This window comes from Mesorhizobium sp. M0217, from assembly GCF_040321955.1.
GTDB lineage: Bacteria > Pseudomonadota > Alphaproteobacteria > Rhizobiales > Rhizobiaceae > Mesorhizobium.
The window spans coordinates 1-15,475 of record NZ_JAMYSN010000014.1 but is presented as its reverse complement, the minus strand read 5'-3'; the positions used below and the strand labels follow the sequence as shown (position 1 = coordinate 15,475).

Genomic DNA, 15,475 nt, shown 5'->3' with positions numbered 1-15,475 from the left:
GGCGCGAGCCGCGCCCGCCGCATTAGCTGAAAGGGGCGATGCGCAGCATGCCGTTGTCGAGAAATGCCTGCACAGGCTTGCCCCGGACTGACGGGTCCATCTCCTCGGCCGTGCAATACCAGCCGTCGACCGACAGAAGCTCGGCCTCGTTCCTGCGGCAGAAGACGCGCGCGGCCGTGTTGCCCTGCGCACCCGCCGAAGCGCGGCCGCGCAGCGTGCCATAGACATGGATCGAGCCGGTGGCGACGATTTCGGAGCCGGAGGCGACCGAGCCCAGCACGATGACATCGCCATGCGGATGGAAGATCAGCTGACCCGAACGGATCGGCGAGCGGATCATCAACGTGCCGGCGTCCGGGGCCTTGGCGTCCTGCGGCAGCGCCTTGGCCCCGCTCGCCGGCTTCGAATCACTCGAAGCCTTCAAATCGCCTGCCTTCAGATCGGCCTTCGCATCACTTGCCGGCTTCATATCGCTAGCCGCCTCATCCGCCCTGCCCGCCTTGCGGCTCGGCTGCAGCAGCCCGTCGGTGGTCGCCTCCTTGGCGCCGACCAGCACCGGCGGCAGATGCGCGCCAAGCTCGGCGCCGCCATCGAGTTCCATCGCATAGACGCGAATGCCGCGCTGGCCGAGCACGCCGATCAGCGCTTCGATGGCCACGACATCGGGCTTCAGCACGTTCAGATCGAGCACCACCGGGCGGCCGGCAAAATAGCCCGGCGAATTGCCGATCCAGCGATCCAGGCTCTCCAGCCAAACATCCAAAGGCGCCTCCGGCGTCAGCGTGAAAGCGACGAAGGAGCGGGCGCGAAAGCGAATGGATTTGGCCTCGAGGGGAGCGGCAAAGGTCACGGCGGGCGATTCCTTACTGATAGGTAAACGCTAGCGGTGGTATGGTTAATGAAAGGTTAACGGGAGGGCATTCGCGTGCAGCGGGAGGGCGGTTCCTGACAGCCGGTGCCAGTCTTTCTGCCAGCCTTGCAAAGGCACGAATACACCGACCATTCCCCGGCGGCCAGGCAAGCTGCAATCGCAACGACCGCATCGCGACAAGTGTCGGCGCAGATTGTTGAAAATAATCATGTATTGCTGGGCGTTGAATACTTGCGCACCGCCATGCGCCGCGTAATGTCGTCGTGGGACGGGTTTTATTGGGGGGAATTTATGAAGCGCATTGTTTTGACGCTATCGCTGCTGGCCGGCATCGCGGGATGCGCCACGCCGCCGGACAAGATAGCGGGCGTTCCAAATTCCGGCCCCTGCACGCCGGCCGACAGGCAGCGCCTTGCCGTCATATCGAACCAGCAGAACAAGTCAGCATCCGGCGACGCGCTTGGCGTCTTCTTGATCGGCGTGCCGCTTGCATCCATGTCGGGAGGCGATCATGAAGCCGAGATTGCGATTCTCAAGGGACGCTGCGGGCCGCCGAAGACTTAACAGGCAAGGTCGCTCCGAGACCTTGCGCCTGCCGGCTTAGGCGCTAGTGTGTGCACCTAACGTCAATCGCGAAACAAATTATACAGAATGGCAAACATGTTATGACCCTTCTTGAACAGGTAAAAACGGCGCGAAAGAAGGTCGTTACAGACGGCTATGAAATGTCCCTAGGAGAATTAATAAATCTATACAGGGACGGCGAGCTTAAGATCGATCCGGTTTTCCAGCGCCTATTTCGTTGGGAAGACGAGCGGAAGACCCGATTTATCGAATCAATTCTTCTAGGAATCCCATTTCCGCCTATCTTCGTCTATCAGGACGAGAGCGGCGTTTGGGAGTTAATTGACGGACTCCAGCGTCTTTCGACTGTATTCCAGCTTACCGGCGAACTCAAAGGGGAGCGGGCACAAGAACTTGGACCGCTGATACTCAATGGAACGCAGTTCTTGCCTAGTTTGGATGGCAAGCGTTGGGTGGACTCTGCCGAAGGTTCCGGAGACGGCATCGGACAAGTGCTCCAAATTGATATCAAGCGCGCACGCGTACGGGTAGAAATACTGAAGAGCGAAAGCGACATCACCGCTAAATTTGAATTGTTCCAAAGGTTGAACACTGGCGGTGCTGGTCTTACCGAACAAGAGGTCCGAAATAGCATTGCAGTTTCTGTCAACCGAGCCTTCTACGACTGGCTTATCGCGCGCGCCGCAGAAACTCCGTTTATGAGGACAACGGACCAAACTGAAACGGCTCTCGAATCCCAAGCAGGAGTGGAATTGGCGCTTAGGTTCTTCTCTTTCCGGTCCGTGGCATATCAACCGGGGTTGGATGTACACGAATATCTGGACCAAGCTCTCATGCAAATTGCCACGAATCCTACATATAACATGGCCAATGAGGCCGAAGTATTTGCTCGTACGTTTCAATTCTTAGACGAAGCGCTGGGAGATAAGGCATTCAAGCGCTGGAATGGGCAGGCATTTTCGGGCAAATTTCTAATGTCCGTTTTTGAGGTTCTCGCCACTGGAGTTTCACATAATGTTGAATCATTAGGCCAGATGGGCGCGGCAGACCGGAACCTATTTATCGGGAACACCGCGAAGGGCTTGTGGCAAAATCCGGTCTTTTCAGCCAACTCTGGGGCAGGTGTCCGCGGTACGACCCGCTTGACCAAGTTACTACCTATAGCCGGTCAACTTCTAAACCCTAATCCAGCTTGATTCAGACGCGATCATGCCAAAAATAAGGACGCTAACTCAGCTACAGGAAACGCTGGACGCTGAAATGGGATGGAGAGTCAAAGAGATTGCGTCCCTAAAATTGATGGCTAAAAGCGACGGAGTGAACGGCAAGATGTTCGTTCGCGCAGGGGTCGCGCTGGTTTATGCCCATTGGGAAGGTTTTATTAAATCCGCATCTGAATCTTATTTGAATTTTGTCGACAATCAGGGGCACGTATATCGCGACCTAAAAACCTGCTTCGCGGTGTTCGGACTCAAAGGTAAACTTGCTATGCTGGCTGGTTCTCGCCAGACGAAGCCCAATATTGAGGCTTTTGACTTCGTGTTAACTGAGCTTGATAAACCGGCTCGGATGAGCATGTCGGCGGCGATAGACACAGAATCAAATTTGACATCTAGGGTTTTCGCCAACATAGCAACATCGCTCGACATTGCGACCGCGGGATACGAGACAAAATATAACCTAATTGACGAGAGCTTGGTCAAGCGTCGAAACAAAGTCGCGCATGGAGAGTATCTTGATCTTGAGGTTAACGATTTTCGAACGCTTGCGGATGAAATTTTGCAGATGATGCGTGATTACAAGACCGACCTTCAGAACGCCGCATCGATGGCGACTTATCGTCGACCTATGGAAGCAGCACTACTAGAGGGCAATTAAGTGAGCCTCGGGCGCAACTAGCCATTATGCCATTGAGGCTGCCCCAGATCATGCCAGCACTAGAGTCTGCCGGTCTAGCAAGCACTTTCAGCGCTCTTGAGCTTCCGTATGGCAATGATGCAGCGCTTGTCGCTCGTCGAACTAAGGGTGGGGATGTCTGCTGACCAACTCGTCGATCATAAATCGAACGTAGATCCCGCTTTTGGCACGAAAATAGCCCGCGCTGGGATTGAAGGCTGACTGCACACCTACCAACCGAAGGCACTGCTCCGGCGTCCAGAAACCCATACCTTGTGGCTCAAGATATTCCCAGATCGGACCTCCGCTGCAGCCGCCGAGATGGGGAACGTCACCGGTCGTTCCATCGAGATTTTCAGCCTCTTTCGCAAATTCAAAGAAGAGGTCGAGGTCGGGATGTACGGGCTGTTCAGCTTCGGGAGGAACCTCTGTCAGTCGACGTGAATGAAGTGATAGGAGCGAGCTGCCTAGAAGGCCACCAACACGCTTGCTTTTTATCGACGGATAGCCCGTCAATACGAACCATCCCTCTTCGCTCGCCGTAGCTGTGTTCCCGAACTCAAGGATTTTCCAGCTAGATCGGGCACGATCGATTGACGGTTGATGGCGCAGTTCAACAATCGCAATGTCAATGTCGCGATTGTCAGGCCGGTGTAAGAAATAGGGTCCTATTCCATGCAATGCCGCGGTGCCGCGGCTGGGGAGCACAAGATCTTCGGGTTTGATTTCATCGAAGATGTGGCCTGCCGTGACCAACATAAGGCGGCCATCACAGTTGAACAATGTTCCCGTGCCAATCTGGTCAACCTCATCAGGCATGTACTCATGAAGGATAGGCACTGTCGCAGTTGCCGCGAATCGCTCCACTGCGCGCATAATTTCGGCATCTTGATCAACCAGGTTCATTGCCCTCTCACAGTTTCTCGCACAATCCTCATGAGGCACAATTAACTCAAATAAGTGCTCGAAACACGCATCGGGTCTCAAGGTAGCACTGAATGATCGGGGTGAGAGCGACAAGCGGTGGCGCTCTACGGCGCCCCCCTCTGCCCTGCCGGGCATCTCCCCCACTTGTGGGGAGATTGGCAGCTTCGACGCCTCGCCAGTTCCACGATAGCGGCCGAGCGGCCTCCAGGATCTGGTTCAAGGCCTCCCTTCCCCTGCCTGCCCGGCGAGCGCGACCCGTCATGCCACACATGCTTAACGCCGGAGCAGCTTGTCGTGTTACGATTGCCGGTCGGCATCCCTCAAGCCAACGTGGCTGCAAGTGCCGGCTCGTGAACCAAACATGCGGGCGAGCTGATGGCAGAAGATTTTCCTGCCGCGGAGTTCGCAAAGCAGGGAGACGATGATGAGCGCAAGGGGCCGATTTTTCCGTAGCCTGGTGGCTGTCCTGTTTGCCGGTGTCTTCTGGGTGGATGCCGCCGTGGCGCAGGACGCGGGGTGTAAGTTCGAGCCGGTAGCCGGTACGTCCCGACAGATCCTGAGATGTCGGGAAGGCCTTGCCGTCATTGTGGAAGGTGGCGCTCGCTTTACGCTGGAGGATCGCGATCGAAACGGCAGTCCCGACGCGGTCAAATTGCGCAGCAAGGCGCTGCTGCTCGATGCTCCGGCCGGCGCGGTCCAGGGTGGCTTCGCGGTTATCACCCCGCAGGCGATCGCTGCGGTGCGAGGCACAAAATGGGCAGTCGACGTTGGCAACGGCAAGACGTCTGTTTTCGTCCTTAGAGGTCGCGTCGCCGTGCGAAGACCGGCATCCACCGCCGTCGTGGTCCTCGCACCGGGGGATGGCGTGGACGTCGAGGCCGGGACAGGCAAACTCATCGTCAAGCGCTGGCCCGCCAAGCGCGTTTCCGCATTGCTGGCCCGTTTCGGCCAGTGAGCTTGCCCAGTGAGCTGGCAATGAGCCGACGAGGGCTTCCGACGCTGATCGCGGTCATTCTGGCGGGTCTTTGGGGCGCCGGCCTGGGCTTCGCGCACTGGCGCGGCAATTTGTGGTTTCTCGATCGCGTCGAAGCAACGATGACCGATCTTCGAACGCTTGTTCGAGGAACGGCAAAGCCGCCGGAGCTGATCACCATTGTCGCAATAGACGATGAAGCGGTGCGGCGCGAGGGCAGCTATCCCCTCAGCCGCGCCACGCTTGCCCGAATCATCGATACGATAGAGCCGCTTGGGCCGAAAGCCATTGCGCTCGACCTGCTGCTGGTCGACCCCGGGGCAAAAGACACTGACGAGGCACTCGCGCGTTCGCTGAGCAGGAGTAGAAGCGTAATCGCCGCAGCGGCGATCTACCCCGGAAGCAAACAATGGACGCTGGGCGAAGGACCCCTCGCCCGCTTGCCGAATGCCGAGCGGTTTCTGTGGCCCCTGAAAGTGTTTTCGGGCGCCGCCGCTGTCGGCGTCGTGAACGTGGTCACCGACAGGACGGGAACGCCCCGGTTCGTGCCGTTGCTGTTTCGGGCCGGAGATCAGTTGCAAGCGTCCTTCTCCTTGCGTGTTGCCGCCATGGCAGCGGGAGAGGACCCTGGAATTGCGCCCGATGATCTATCGCTGGACGGACGGTCGATCCGTACCGACATCGGTCACATCCTGCCCCTGACATTCTATGGCCCGCGCGGCACGATCCGCACGATCAGCGCCGCGACGGTGCTGGAGGGCCAACTCGATCCCGGCACTATCCGGGGTCGGATTGTCTTGATAGGAGCGACCGCAACCGGCACCGGCGATGTCTTCCCGACACCGTTCGATCCCATACTACCGGGCGTCGAGGTCATGTCGACGGCGATTGCCCATCTGACGACCGGCGACGGCATAGTGCGCGATCAGAATGTCCGCCTTGCAGACGCAGGCTTTGCAGTGGCGCTGCCCATGCTTCTTGTCGGCCTGTTGGCGTGGCGCCGAAACGCCATCGGCCTCGCGGCGGTCGCCGGCGTGGTCCTGATCTGGGTCGTGGTCAACATGACCGCTTTCCTGCACCATATCTGGCTGAGCGCCGCGCTGCCGATGACCGCTGCCATTCCGCCGGCAATCCTGTTTGGGGCCGCGCAGCTTTGGCTGGGCAGGAGCCGGGCCCAATATTTCGCCACGCAGAGCCAATTGCTTCAACGCGTTGAAGCCCCAGGACTGGGGGCATGGCTCGCCAAGCATGGCGACTTCCTCTCGGAACCCGTCCGGACAGAAGCCGCCATCCTGTTCATCGACCTGTCCGGCTTCACCGGACTGAGTGAAACATTGGGACCGAGCGCCACACGCGAACTCCTGAACAATTTTCACGCATTGGTGGACGAAGAAGTGACAAGCTGCGGTGGCGTTGTCACGAGTTTCATGGGTGACGGGGCCATGATCCTGTTCGGCCTGCCGGAACCGGCGACAGACGACGCCTTCAATGCTGCCCGCTGTTGTGTCGGGCTCTCCAGCCGCACCAACGATTGGCTTGCCTCGTTGCCTGCGTCGACCGCATCCCGGATCGGCTTCAAGATTGGAGCGCATCATGGAACAATCGTGGCCTCACGACTCGGCGGCGAAGGGCGTCAGCACATTGCGGCCATCGGCGACACCGTCAACGTTGCAAGTCGCTTGATGGAGATCGCTGCCGACCAGAATGCCGAAGTGGCGGTGAGTTACGAAATGCTTGAGGTCGCCGGTCGCGACTGCGCGCTGTTCAAATCCGGTGCTTTAAGAGGACCGGTGGAGACCCAGATCCGTGGGCGATCCAGCTCGCTCGCAATCTGGCTTTGGCAGAGTGCCCAGGCGCCGCAGTAGATCCGGCCTTGTGATCGACAGCGCGCCATCCATGCCTTCGCCCGGCGCGCATGCCGAAATGGTGCACCAAAGCCTCGATGCTCGACACCGCTTTCGGCCTGCACATAGCTCACAATCAGGACTTCCGCCGCCCCTCAATCCCCCTCGCCGCCTGCTCAACCGCCGCCCGATCCGTGCCCAGCCTGTCGATCAGCTCCTGCGCCGCGTCGCCCGATATGCCGGTGCGCACGGCGAGTTCCTCGATGGTCAGGACGTCGGTGCTGGCGATCTCGCGCGGCAGGGCGTCGTCGGCGGTCAGCGGCAAGGCGGCTTCGCGGTCGATTTCGGCCTCGGCCCGGTGCCAGTGATGCTCGGGGTCGCCAGTGCCTTCGCGCTCCCAGATCTGGTAGGCGCGCTGCTGTATCTTGTGATGCCGGTCGTCTTCCATGGTGGTTCTCCCCTGGGCTTTGAGGACGATCCGAACGATCCCAGAAATCGCGCGGTCGCAATCGTTGCGGCGCCCTTCGCGCTGGCTATTCGCATTGCCGTCTCGGCCCGCCGGAATATGGCTGGTAGCTGTTGTCTTCCGGACGGTAGGAGCGATAGCGGCTGAAGCAGGAGGCGACATGGTCCGGTTCGCCGCCGGCGGCCGCGTAGGCGCCCGCGCCCTCGACATAGCTTGCCTCTCGCGGCGCGGCGCGGTCGGCGGCGAGATAGGGCGATACGCAGGTGCGCTGCTGTCCGCTATAGGACATGTAGCTGTTGTCCTCGGGATCGTAGGAGCGGTAGCGGCTGGCGCACCAGGCGAGATGCGGCGGCGGCAGTTCGGTCCGCGCGATGGCGGCGGTGACTGTGGGATCGGGCTGCTGCCTAGCCGGGTCCTGGGCTGGCTCCTTGGCGGCGATGTCGGCAGGCGCGGACAGCTCGGGCGGCACACGTTCGAAGTCCTGCGCCGTCTTGTCCACCGGCCGCGCTTTCCGGGTCCACAGTTCCGCCACGCTGACGGTGGGCCTTGCCTCCCGCACAGGCTTGGCGGCAAGCAGCCAGGCTGCGAAAACCAGCCCGCTGCCGAACACCGCAAGGGTCAGCACGAAGCCGCCGACCAGTCCCAAAATCGCTTTCACTCGACACTCCTTGTGTCCCTGCCAATAAAATGCGGGACATCACGGCTTGTTCCAGAAAAGCAGGCGCGAGGGACCTAAGTCTGACCGACCCACAACCGGCAGCTCGCCGAGAACCGGGTGCGGCGCGATTTTTTTCGACGGTGAAAATCAAGGGAGCGGTCGAGCCATTGGGCCAGATCACGTCCCGGCTATTCCGCCGCCTCGGCATAATCCACGGGCACATAGTTGAGGATCGGGCCGAGCCAGCGCTCGACATCGGCCAGCGGCATGGCTTTACGCCGCGCATAGTCCTCGACCTGGTCGCGTTCGACCTTGGCGACACCGAAATAATAGCTTTCGTGATGGGCGAGATAGATGCCGGAGACCGAGGAGCCCGGCCACATCGCATAGCTTTCGGTCAGGCTGACGCCGGCATTGCGCTCGCCGTCGAGCAGCCGGAACAAGGTCGCCTTCTCGGTATGATCGGGCTGCGCGGGATAGCCGGGCGCCGGGCGGATGCCGCGATAAGGCTCGCCGACCAGTTCGTCGGGGGCCAGCTTCTCGTCAGCCGCGTAGCCCCAGAATTCCTTGCGCACCTTTTCGTGCATGCGCTCGGCAAAAGCTTCGGCGAAACGATCGGCCAGCGCCTTGACCATGATCGAGGAATAATCGTCATTGGCGCGCTCGAAGCGCTCGGCGATCGCCACCTCCTCGATCCCCGCGGTGACGATGAAGCCGCCGATATAGTCCGGCTTGCCGCTGTCGGCCGGCGCGACGAAATCCGACAGCGCGACATTGGCCTTGCCGTCGCGCCTAGTCAGCTGCTGGCGCAGCGTGAAGAAGGTTGCCAGTTCCTGCGAGCGTGCCTCATCCGTGAACAGCCTGATGTCGTCGCCGACGGCATTGGACGGCCAGAAGCCGATGACGCCGCGCGGCGCGAACCATTTTTCCGCGATGATTTTTGTCAGCATCGCCTGCGCATCCTCGAACAGCTGGCGCGCCGCCGGTCCCTGCTTCTCGTCGTCGAGGATCTTGGGGTAACGCCCCTTTAGCTCCCAGGTCTGGAAGAACGGCGTCCAGTCGATGTAGCGCGCGAGCTCCGTCAGGTCCCAGTTGCCGAAAACCTTGACGCCGGTGAAGGACGGCTTCGGCGGCTCATAGGTCGACCAGTCGACCTTGTGCGCATTGGCCCTGGCCTTGGCCAGCGGCAGCCGCTGCTTGTCGGCCTCGGAGCGGGCATGCGCGTCGGCGACCTTTTTGTACTCGGCCCGCACGGTGTCGACGTAGCCGCCCTTGGTCTCGTTCGACAGCAAGGATGACACGACGCCGACCGCCCGGCCGGCGTCATTGACATAGACCGTCTGTCCCTTGGAATAGCGCGGGTGGATCTTCACCGCCGTGTGCACGCGGCTGGTAGTCGCGCCGCCGATCAGCAGCGGAATGTCGAACCCTTCGCGCTCCATCTCGGCGGCCATGTGCACCATCTCGTCCAGCGACGGGGTGATCAGGCCGGACAGGCCGATGATGTCGACATTTTGCTCGCGAGCCGTCTGCAGGATCTTCGCCGCCGGCACCATGACGCCGAGATCGATGATCTCGTAATTGTTGCAGGCCAGAACGACGCCGACGATGTTCTTGCCGATGTCGTGGACATCGCCCTTTACAGTCGCCATCAGGATTTTTCCCGCTGTCTGGCGCTCGCCATTGTCGATCCCATTGGCGGCGTTGGCCAGTTTTTCGGCCTCCATGTGCGGCAGCAATCCGGCCACCGCCTGTTTCATCACGCGCGCCGACTTCACCACTTGCGGCAGAAACATCTTTCCAGCGCCGAACAGATCGCCGACGACATTCATGCCGGCCATCAGCGGGCCTTCGATGACATGCAGAGGCCGCTCGGCCGCAAGCCGCGCCTCTTCGGTGTCGGCGTCGATGAATTCGGTGATGCCGTTGACCAGCGCATGGGAAATCCGCTGCTCGACTGTCCAGTCGCGCCAGGCGAGATCGCGCTCCCTGGCTTCCTTGCCGGCCGTGCCCTTGAAACGCTCGGCGATCTCCAGCATGCGTTCGGTGGCGGTGCCGCCGGCCCTGGGCGCGCGGTTGAGCACGACGTCCTCGCACGCTTCGCGCAGCTCCGGCTCGATCGTGTCGTAGACGGCCAGCTGGCCGGCATTGACGATGCCCATATCCATGCCGCGCTGGATGGCATGGTAGAGGAACACGGCGTGCATCGCCTCGCGCACCGGCTCGTTGCCGCGGAAGGAGAAGGACAGGTTCGAGACGCCGCCCGAGATATGCACATGCGGCAGCGTGGCGGTGATCTCGCCGGTGGCCTCGATGAAGTCGACGCCGTAATTGTCGTGCTCCTCGATGCCGGTGGCGACCGCGAAGACGTTGGGGTCGAAGACGATGTCTTCGGGCGGGAAACCGGCCTGTTCGGTGAGCAGCTTGTAGGCGCGGGTGCAGATCTCGACTTTGCGCGCCCTGGTGTCGGCCTGGCCGGTCTCGTCGAAGGCCATGACGACCACCGCCCCGCCGTAGGCGCGCACCAGCTTCGCATGATGCAGAAAGGCTTCCTCGCCTTCCTTCATCGAGATGGAATTGACCAGCGGCTTGCCCTGCACGCATTTCAGCCCGGCCTCGATGATCTCCCATTTCGAGCTGTCCACCATCACCGGGACGCGGGCGATATCAGGCTCGGCGGCGATCAAATTGAGGTACTCGACCATCGCCTTTTTCGAATCGATCAGGCCTTCATCCATGTTGATGTCGATGATCTGTGCGCCATTGGCGACCTGGTCGCGCGCCACGTCGAGCGCCGGAACATAGTCGCCCGCCGTGATCAGCTTTCGGAACTTGGCCGAGCCGGTGACGTTGGTGCGTTCGCCGACATTGACGAAGGGAATCTCGTCGGTCAGCGTGAACGGCTCCAGCCCGGACAGGCGCATCTTGCGCTCGATCTCGGGGATGGCGCGCGGCGGATACTTTTTCATGGCGCCGGCGATGGCGCGGATGTGGTCCGGCGTCGAGCCGCAGCAGCCGCCGACGACGTTGACGAGCCCTTCCCGCGCAAAATCCTCGATCTGCGCGGCCATGAAGTCCTGGCTCTCGTCATAGCGGCCGAATTCATTGGGCAGGCCGGCATTCGGATAGGCGCAGACGAAGGTGTCGGCGGCGCCTGAAATTTCGGCCAGATGCGCGCGCATCGCATTGGCGCCGAGCGCGCAGTTGAGGCCGATGGTGAAGGGGCTCGCATGGCGCACCGAATGCCAGAAGGCGGTCGGCGTCTGGCCCGACAGGGTGCGGCCGGAGAGATCGGTGATGGTGCCGGAAATCATCACCGGCAAACGCAAGCCCTTTTCGAGAAAAATCTCGTTGCAGGCGAAGATCGCCGCCTTGGCGTTCAGCGTGTCGAAGATGGTTTCAATGAGAATGATGTCGGCGCCGCCGTCGATCAGGCCGCGCAGCTGCTCGCCATAGGCCAGGCGCAATTCATCGAAGGTCACGGCGCGATAGCCGGGATTGTTGACGTCGGGCGACATCGAGGCGGTGCGGTTGGTCGGCCCGAGCGCGCCGGCGACGAAACGGCGCTTGCCATCTTCCTGCTGTGCCCTCGCCGCTGCCCGACGCACCAGTCGCGCGCCGTCGCGGTTCAGCGCGTAGACGGCATCCTCCATGCCGTAATCCGCCTGGGCGATCGAGGTCGAGGAGAAGGTGTTGGTCTCGAGGATATCGGCGCCAGAGATGGCGTATTGATAATGGATCTCCTCGATCGCCTTCGGCTGCGTCAGGATCAAGAGGTCGTTGTTGCCCTGCTGGTGGCAGGTGCAGCCGGCAAAAGCCTCGCCGCGGAAATGCTCCTCGTCGAAGCCGAGACCCTGGATTTGGGTGCCCATGGCGCCGTCGAGAATGAGAATGCGCTCGCGCGCCGCCGCCGTCAGCGCCGCAAGCACTTCGGACCCATCGGGATTTGCCGCGACGGGGCCGAACAATGCGTCCAGCGATGCAGAATTCTGCGACATTTTTTATCCTTGAGGCGACAACCATCACATAAGGATATCTTTATGTCAACATACGGAATGCAAGCGAACGCGTCGTGGCGAGAGTTTGGTGCGATGGTCGTCCCGATCGACAATGTGACGGTGGCGGTCATCGTCGCCGCTGCGCCCTGCCTACACCACGACGTCCCGATACAGCCTCACCTCGCCGTCCTGGCCGCGGATGCGCCAGTCCTGCCCGTCCCGGCCCTCGACATGGCATGGCCCGAGCGGCACCTTGCCACCGCCTTCCGGCAGGTCCAGCACATAGACCGGATTGCAGATGCCCGACAGGCGGGCGCGCAGCGCGCCGGCCAGCGCCTGTCCCTGCGCAATCGTGGTGCGCCTGTGCGCCATGCCGCGCGCGAGGTCGCCATGGTGCAGGTAATAGGGTTTGACGCCGAGCCGGTACATCAGTTCGCGGCAGAGTTCCTCCAGCACCTCGACCGTGTCGTTGACGCCCTTGAGCAGGACACTCTGGTTGAGCAGCACGAAGCCTGCCTGGCGCATGACGCGGCAGGCCAATTCGGTGGCCGGCGTGATCTCCCGCGCATGGTTGAAATGGGTGACGATTGTGACCATCAGCCGGCCCTGCAACGCGCCAACCAGCCCCGGCGTGATGCGCGCGGGCAGTACGACAGGCACGCGCGTGTGGATACGCAGCAGCCTGACATGCGCGATCGCCTCGATGCGGGCGCGGATTTCAGCCAGCGCCTTGTCGGGCAGCGAAAGCGGATCGCCGCCCGTCAGGATCACTTCGCGGATTTCGGTATGGCCTTCGATATAGGCAAAAGCCTCTTCGAGCGCTTCTCGCGTATAGCCGCGGCCGATCGAGGTCAGGGATTCCTTGCGGAAGCAGAAACGGCAATAGACCGCGCATTGGTAGGTCGCAAACAACAGCACCCGGTCGGCGTGGCGGTGCGTCAGTCGCGGCACCGGACTGAAGGCATGGTCGGCGATCGGATCGTCGAGCTCGCCTTCCGTTTCCGTCAGCTCATCCGGCGATGGAATGACCTGGGCGCGGATCGGATCGGCGGGATCGTTCCAGTCGATCAGGTCGAGATAGGTTTTGGGGGCACGCACCTTGTGGCGTACGGCCGCCTCCTGCGCCGCCGCGCGCTCGGCGGGTGACAGCGGCAGGGAGGCGAGATCGCGGACGTGGCGCACGCCCGCGCGGATGTCGTCCTGCCACGCGGTGTCGGCGTCGCGTCCTTCGTCGGCTGTGGCCGCGTCATCGAAAGTTGAGTTTGGGATCATTGGGGCCTCGGGGCAATTCTGGCGGTGCTATCGGCCGGATGGATGGTTCGGTCAACAGCAGTGGCTCGGCGCGGATTGTCGCTGCGCTGCGGTCCTTCGCATCCCCCGACTATCGCCGTAATCGACCAGCGCAGCAATTTCAGGCAATCTGACCGATAAGGCGCTCCAAGGGGAGATGGGCGCCGCTTAGGGAGGACCGCGATGAGCAAAATGCCGCGCTATGAGGATGCCGCTCAGCGCTTTCGCATCGAAGATGAGATCGCGCGGTTGTATGGCAACCCTGGAACCGGCATCAATGCCTATGTCGAATGCTGCGGCCGCTACACCGGAGAAGACCGGCTGGCGCTGCGCGCGATCTCGGCCGGCGGCGAGCTTCGCGAATTCAGCTTCGACGATCTCGCCGACATGTCCGGGCGCGCCGCCAATGTGCTCAAGGCCGCCGGCGTCGGTGCCGGCGATGTCGTCGCCGGCATGCTGCCGCGCGTCCCCGAACTGGTGGCGCTGATCCTCGGGACGTGGCGCATCGGCGCGGTCTACCAGCCGCTGTTCACCGCCTTCGGTCCGAAAGCCATCGAGCACCGCCTCGGCTATAGCGGCGCCAGGATCGTGGTGACCAACCCGGCCAATCGCGGCAAGCTCGACGAGGTCGAGACATCAGCGCAAATCGCCACCATTCTTGGCAATGGCGGTGTGCTACCTGCAGGCGACATCGATTTCCGCGCCGCGCTTGCCGCCGCCTCGCCCGAGTGCCAGCCGGTGATGCGCAAGGGCGACGACTTGTTCATGATGATGTCGACGTCGGGAACGACCGGCCTGCCCAAGGGCGTGCCGGTGCCGCTTCGCGCCCTGCTCGCCTTCGGCGCCTATATGCGCGACGCGATCGGCTTGCTGCCCGACGACATCTTCTGGAATATCGCCGATCCCGGCTGGGCCTACGGCCTCTATTACGCCATCACTGGCCCGTTGCAGCTCGGCATCGCCACGACCTTCTATGAAGGCGCCTTCAACGCCAAGAGCACTTACGACATCATCGAGCGGCTCGGCGTCACCAGCCTTGCCGGCTCGCCGACCGCCTATCGCCTGCTGATGGCGGAAGGCGCGGAAGCTGCGGCCCGAGTCAAAGGCAGACTGCGCGTGGTGAGCAGCGCCGGCGAGCCGCTCAACCCGGAAGTCATCCGCTGGTTCGACGCAAATCTCGCCGCGCCCATTCACGACCATTACGGCCAGACCGAGAACGGCATGATGGTCAACAACCATCATGGGCTCTCGCATGTCGTGCGCGCGGGCTCGGCCGGCTTCGCCATGCCCGGATATCGCATGGTGGTACTGGACGAGGCCGGCAACGAGCTCGGCCCCAACCAGCCCGGCATCCTCGCCGTCGACATCGCGAAGTCGCCGCTGCGCTGGTTCGACGGCTATCACCAAGCCGAGACGCCGGCGACCACGGGCGGCTACTACCGCACCGGCGACACGGTGGAGTACGAGCCGGACGGTTCGGTTTCCTTCATCGGCCGCGCCGACGATGTCATCACCTCGGCCGGTTATCGCATCGGCCCGTTCGACGTCGAAAGCGCGTTGATCGAGCATCCGGCGGTCAACGAGGCGGCTGTCGTCGGCGTGCCCGATCCGCAGCGCACCGAGATCGTCAAGGCCTTCGTCGTTCTGGCGCCGGCTTACAAGGGCAATTCGGAGCTCGCCGAAGAGCTGGCCCAGCACGTCAAGAAACGGCTGTCGGCGCACGCCTACCCGCGCGAGGTCGAGTTCATCACGGAACTGCCGAAGACCCCAAGCGGCAAGATCCAGCGCTTCCTGCTGAGGAAGGCGGAGGTGGAGAAGCGCAAGGCGTGATTAGGCGCCAATCTCCCCCCTCGAGGGGGAGATGTCGCCGAAGGCGACAGAGGGGGTCGTTTGGCCGGCAGCGCAGAAGGCGTATAGCGGGGCAAAAAGAGGAAACGCGTGAACCCCCGGCCCCCCCGCAGGCCCGC

At 61.9% G+C, this 15,475-nt stretch carries 12 protein-coding genes; 6 read left to right on the top strand and 6 right to left on the bottom strand.

Annotated elements, in window-relative coordinates; genetic code table 11:
- Positions 1–22 precede the first annotated feature (22 nt).
- Positions 23–850 (bottom strand): septum site-determining protein MinC, encoded by an 828-nt coding sequence (gene minC / locus NKJ18_RS21000; protein ID WP_352759494.1) that lies wholly within the window; start codon positions 848–850, stop codon positions 23–25.
- Between the two features lie 201 nt (positions 851–1,051).
- Here minC and NKJ18_RS20995 point away from each other — a divergent pair, with 201 nt between their 5' ends.
- From NKJ18_RS20995 to NKJ18_RS20985, 3 genes are all read left to right on the top strand, one after another.
- The gene (locus NKJ18_RS20995) at positions 1,052–1,435 is read left to right on the top strand and encodes a hypothetical protein (RefSeq protein ID WP_352759492.1); all 384 of its coding nucleotides are present in this window, start codon (positions 1,052–1,054) and stop codon (positions 1,433–1,435) included.
- A 101-nt stretch (positions 1,436–1,536) separates the two neighbouring features.
- Entirely contained in the window at positions 1,537–2,652 is a 1,116-nt protein-coding gene (locus tag NKJ18_RS20990; protein ID WP_352759490.1) for a GmrSD restriction endonuclease domain-containing protein, read from the top strand.
- Between the two features lie 13 nt (positions 2,653–2,665).
- The gene (locus tag NKJ18_RS20985) at positions 2,666–3,334 is read left to right on the top strand and encodes an MAE_28990/MAE_18760 family HEPN-like nuclease (RefSeq protein ID WP_352759487.1); all 669 of its coding nucleotides are present in this window, start codon (positions 2,666–2,668) and stop codon (positions 3,332–3,334) included.
- 141 nt (positions 3,335–3,475) lie between these two features.
- Here NKJ18_RS20985 and NKJ18_RS20980 read toward each other — a convergent pair whose 3' ends face one another.
- Positions 3,476–4,258: a hypothetical protein gene (locus NKJ18_RS20980; RefSeq protein WP_352759486.1), complete on the bottom strand. Its 783-nt coding sequence runs from the start codon at positions 4,256–4,258 to the stop codon at positions 3,476–3,478.
- Between the two features lie 445 nt (positions 4,259–4,703).
- On the opposite strand from NKJ18_RS20980, the gene NKJ18_RS20975 reads away from it, so the two are divergent.
- Both NKJ18_RS20975 and NKJ18_RS20970 read left to right on the top strand, forming a co-directional pair.
- On the top strand, positions 4,704–5,234 hold the full coding sequence (locus NKJ18_RS20975) for a FecR domain-containing protein (protein WP_352759484.1): 531 nt from the start codon (positions 4,704–4,706) through the stop codon (positions 5,232–5,234).
- A gap of 20 nt (positions 5,235–5,254) precedes the next feature.
- Complete coding sequence (locus tag NKJ18_RS20970) at positions 5,255–7,117, top strand: CHASE2 domain-containing protein (RefSeq protein WP_352759482.1); 1,863 nt, start codon at positions 5,255–5,257, stop codon at positions 7,115–7,117.
- 115 nt (positions 7,118–7,232) lie between these two features.
- Here NKJ18_RS20970 and NKJ18_RS20965 read toward each other — a convergent pair whose 3' ends face one another.
- From NKJ18_RS20965 to NKJ18_RS20950, 4 genes are all read right to left on the bottom strand, one after another.
- On the bottom strand, positions 7,233–7,544 hold the full coding sequence (locus NKJ18_RS20965; RefSeq protein WP_352759480.1) for a DUF2934 domain-containing protein: 312 nt from the start codon (positions 7,542–7,544) through the stop codon (positions 7,233–7,235).
- 85 nt (positions 7,545–7,629) lie between these two features.
- Complete coding sequence (locus NKJ18_RS20960; protein ID WP_352759478.1) at positions 7,630–8,220, bottom strand: BA14K family protein; 591 nt, start codon at positions 8,218–8,220, stop codon at positions 7,630–7,632.
- 188 nt (positions 8,221–8,408) lie between these two features.
- Positions 8,409–12,218 carry a methionine synthase gene (metH, locus tag NKJ18_RS20955; protein ID WP_352759476.1) on the bottom strand — a complete coding sequence of 1,270 codons (3,810 nt, stop codon included), beginning with the start codon at positions 12,216–12,218 and terminating at the stop codon, positions 8,409–8,411.
- A gap of 150 nt (positions 12,219–12,368) precedes the next feature.
- Entirely contained in the window at positions 12,369–13,490 is a 1,122-nt protein-coding gene (locus NKJ18_RS20950) for a KamA family radical SAM protein (protein ID WP_352759474.1), read from the bottom strand.
- A 201-nt stretch (positions 13,491–13,691) separates the two neighbouring features.
- Here NKJ18_RS20950 and NKJ18_RS20945 point away from each other — a divergent pair, with 201 nt between their 5' ends.
- Positions 13,692–15,338 (top strand): acyl-CoA synthetase, encoded by a 1,647-nt coding sequence (locus tag NKJ18_RS20945; protein ID WP_352545418.1) that lies wholly within the window; start codon positions 13,692–13,694, stop codon positions 15,336–15,338.
- Positions 15,339–15,475 lie beyond the last annotated feature (137 nt).

Bases quoted from the DNA above. Each gene is read 5' to 3' on its own strand.
- NKJ18_RS20990 (WP_352759490.1), top strand. From the start codon at position 1,537: ATGACCCTTCTTGAACAGGTAAAAACGGCGCGAAAGAAGGTCGTTACA.
- NKJ18_RS20985 (WP_352759487.1), top strand. From the start codon at position 2,666: ATGCCAAAAATAAGGACGCTAACTCAGCTACAGGAAACGCTGGACGCT.
- NKJ18_RS20980 (WP_352759486.1), bottom strand. From the start codon at position 4,258: ATGAACCTGGTTGATCAAGATGCCGAAATTATGCGCGCAGTGGAGCGA.
- NKJ18_RS20975 (WP_352759484.1), top strand. From the start codon at position 4,704: ATGAGCGCAAGGGGCCGATTTTTCCGTAGCCTGGTGGCTGTCCTGTTT.
- NKJ18_RS20970 (WP_352759482.1), top strand. From the start codon at position 5,255: ATGAGCCGACGAGGGCTTCCGACGCTGATCGCGGTCATTCTGGCGGGT.
- NKJ18_RS20965 (WP_352759480.1), bottom strand. From the start codon at position 7,544: ATGGAAGACGACCGGCATCACAAGATACAGCAGCGCGCCTACCAGATC.
- metH (WP_352759476.1), bottom strand. From the start codon at position 12,218: ATGTCGCAGAATTCTGCATCGCTGGACGCATTGTTCGGCCCCGTCGCG.
- NKJ18_RS20950 (WP_352759474.1), bottom strand. From the start codon at position 13,490: ATGATCCCAAACTCAACTTTCGATGACGCGGCCACAGCCGACGAAGGA.
- NKJ18_RS20945 (WP_352545418.1), top strand. From the start codon at position 13,692: ATGAGCAAAATGCCGCGCTATGAGGATGCCGCTCAGCGCTTTCGCATC.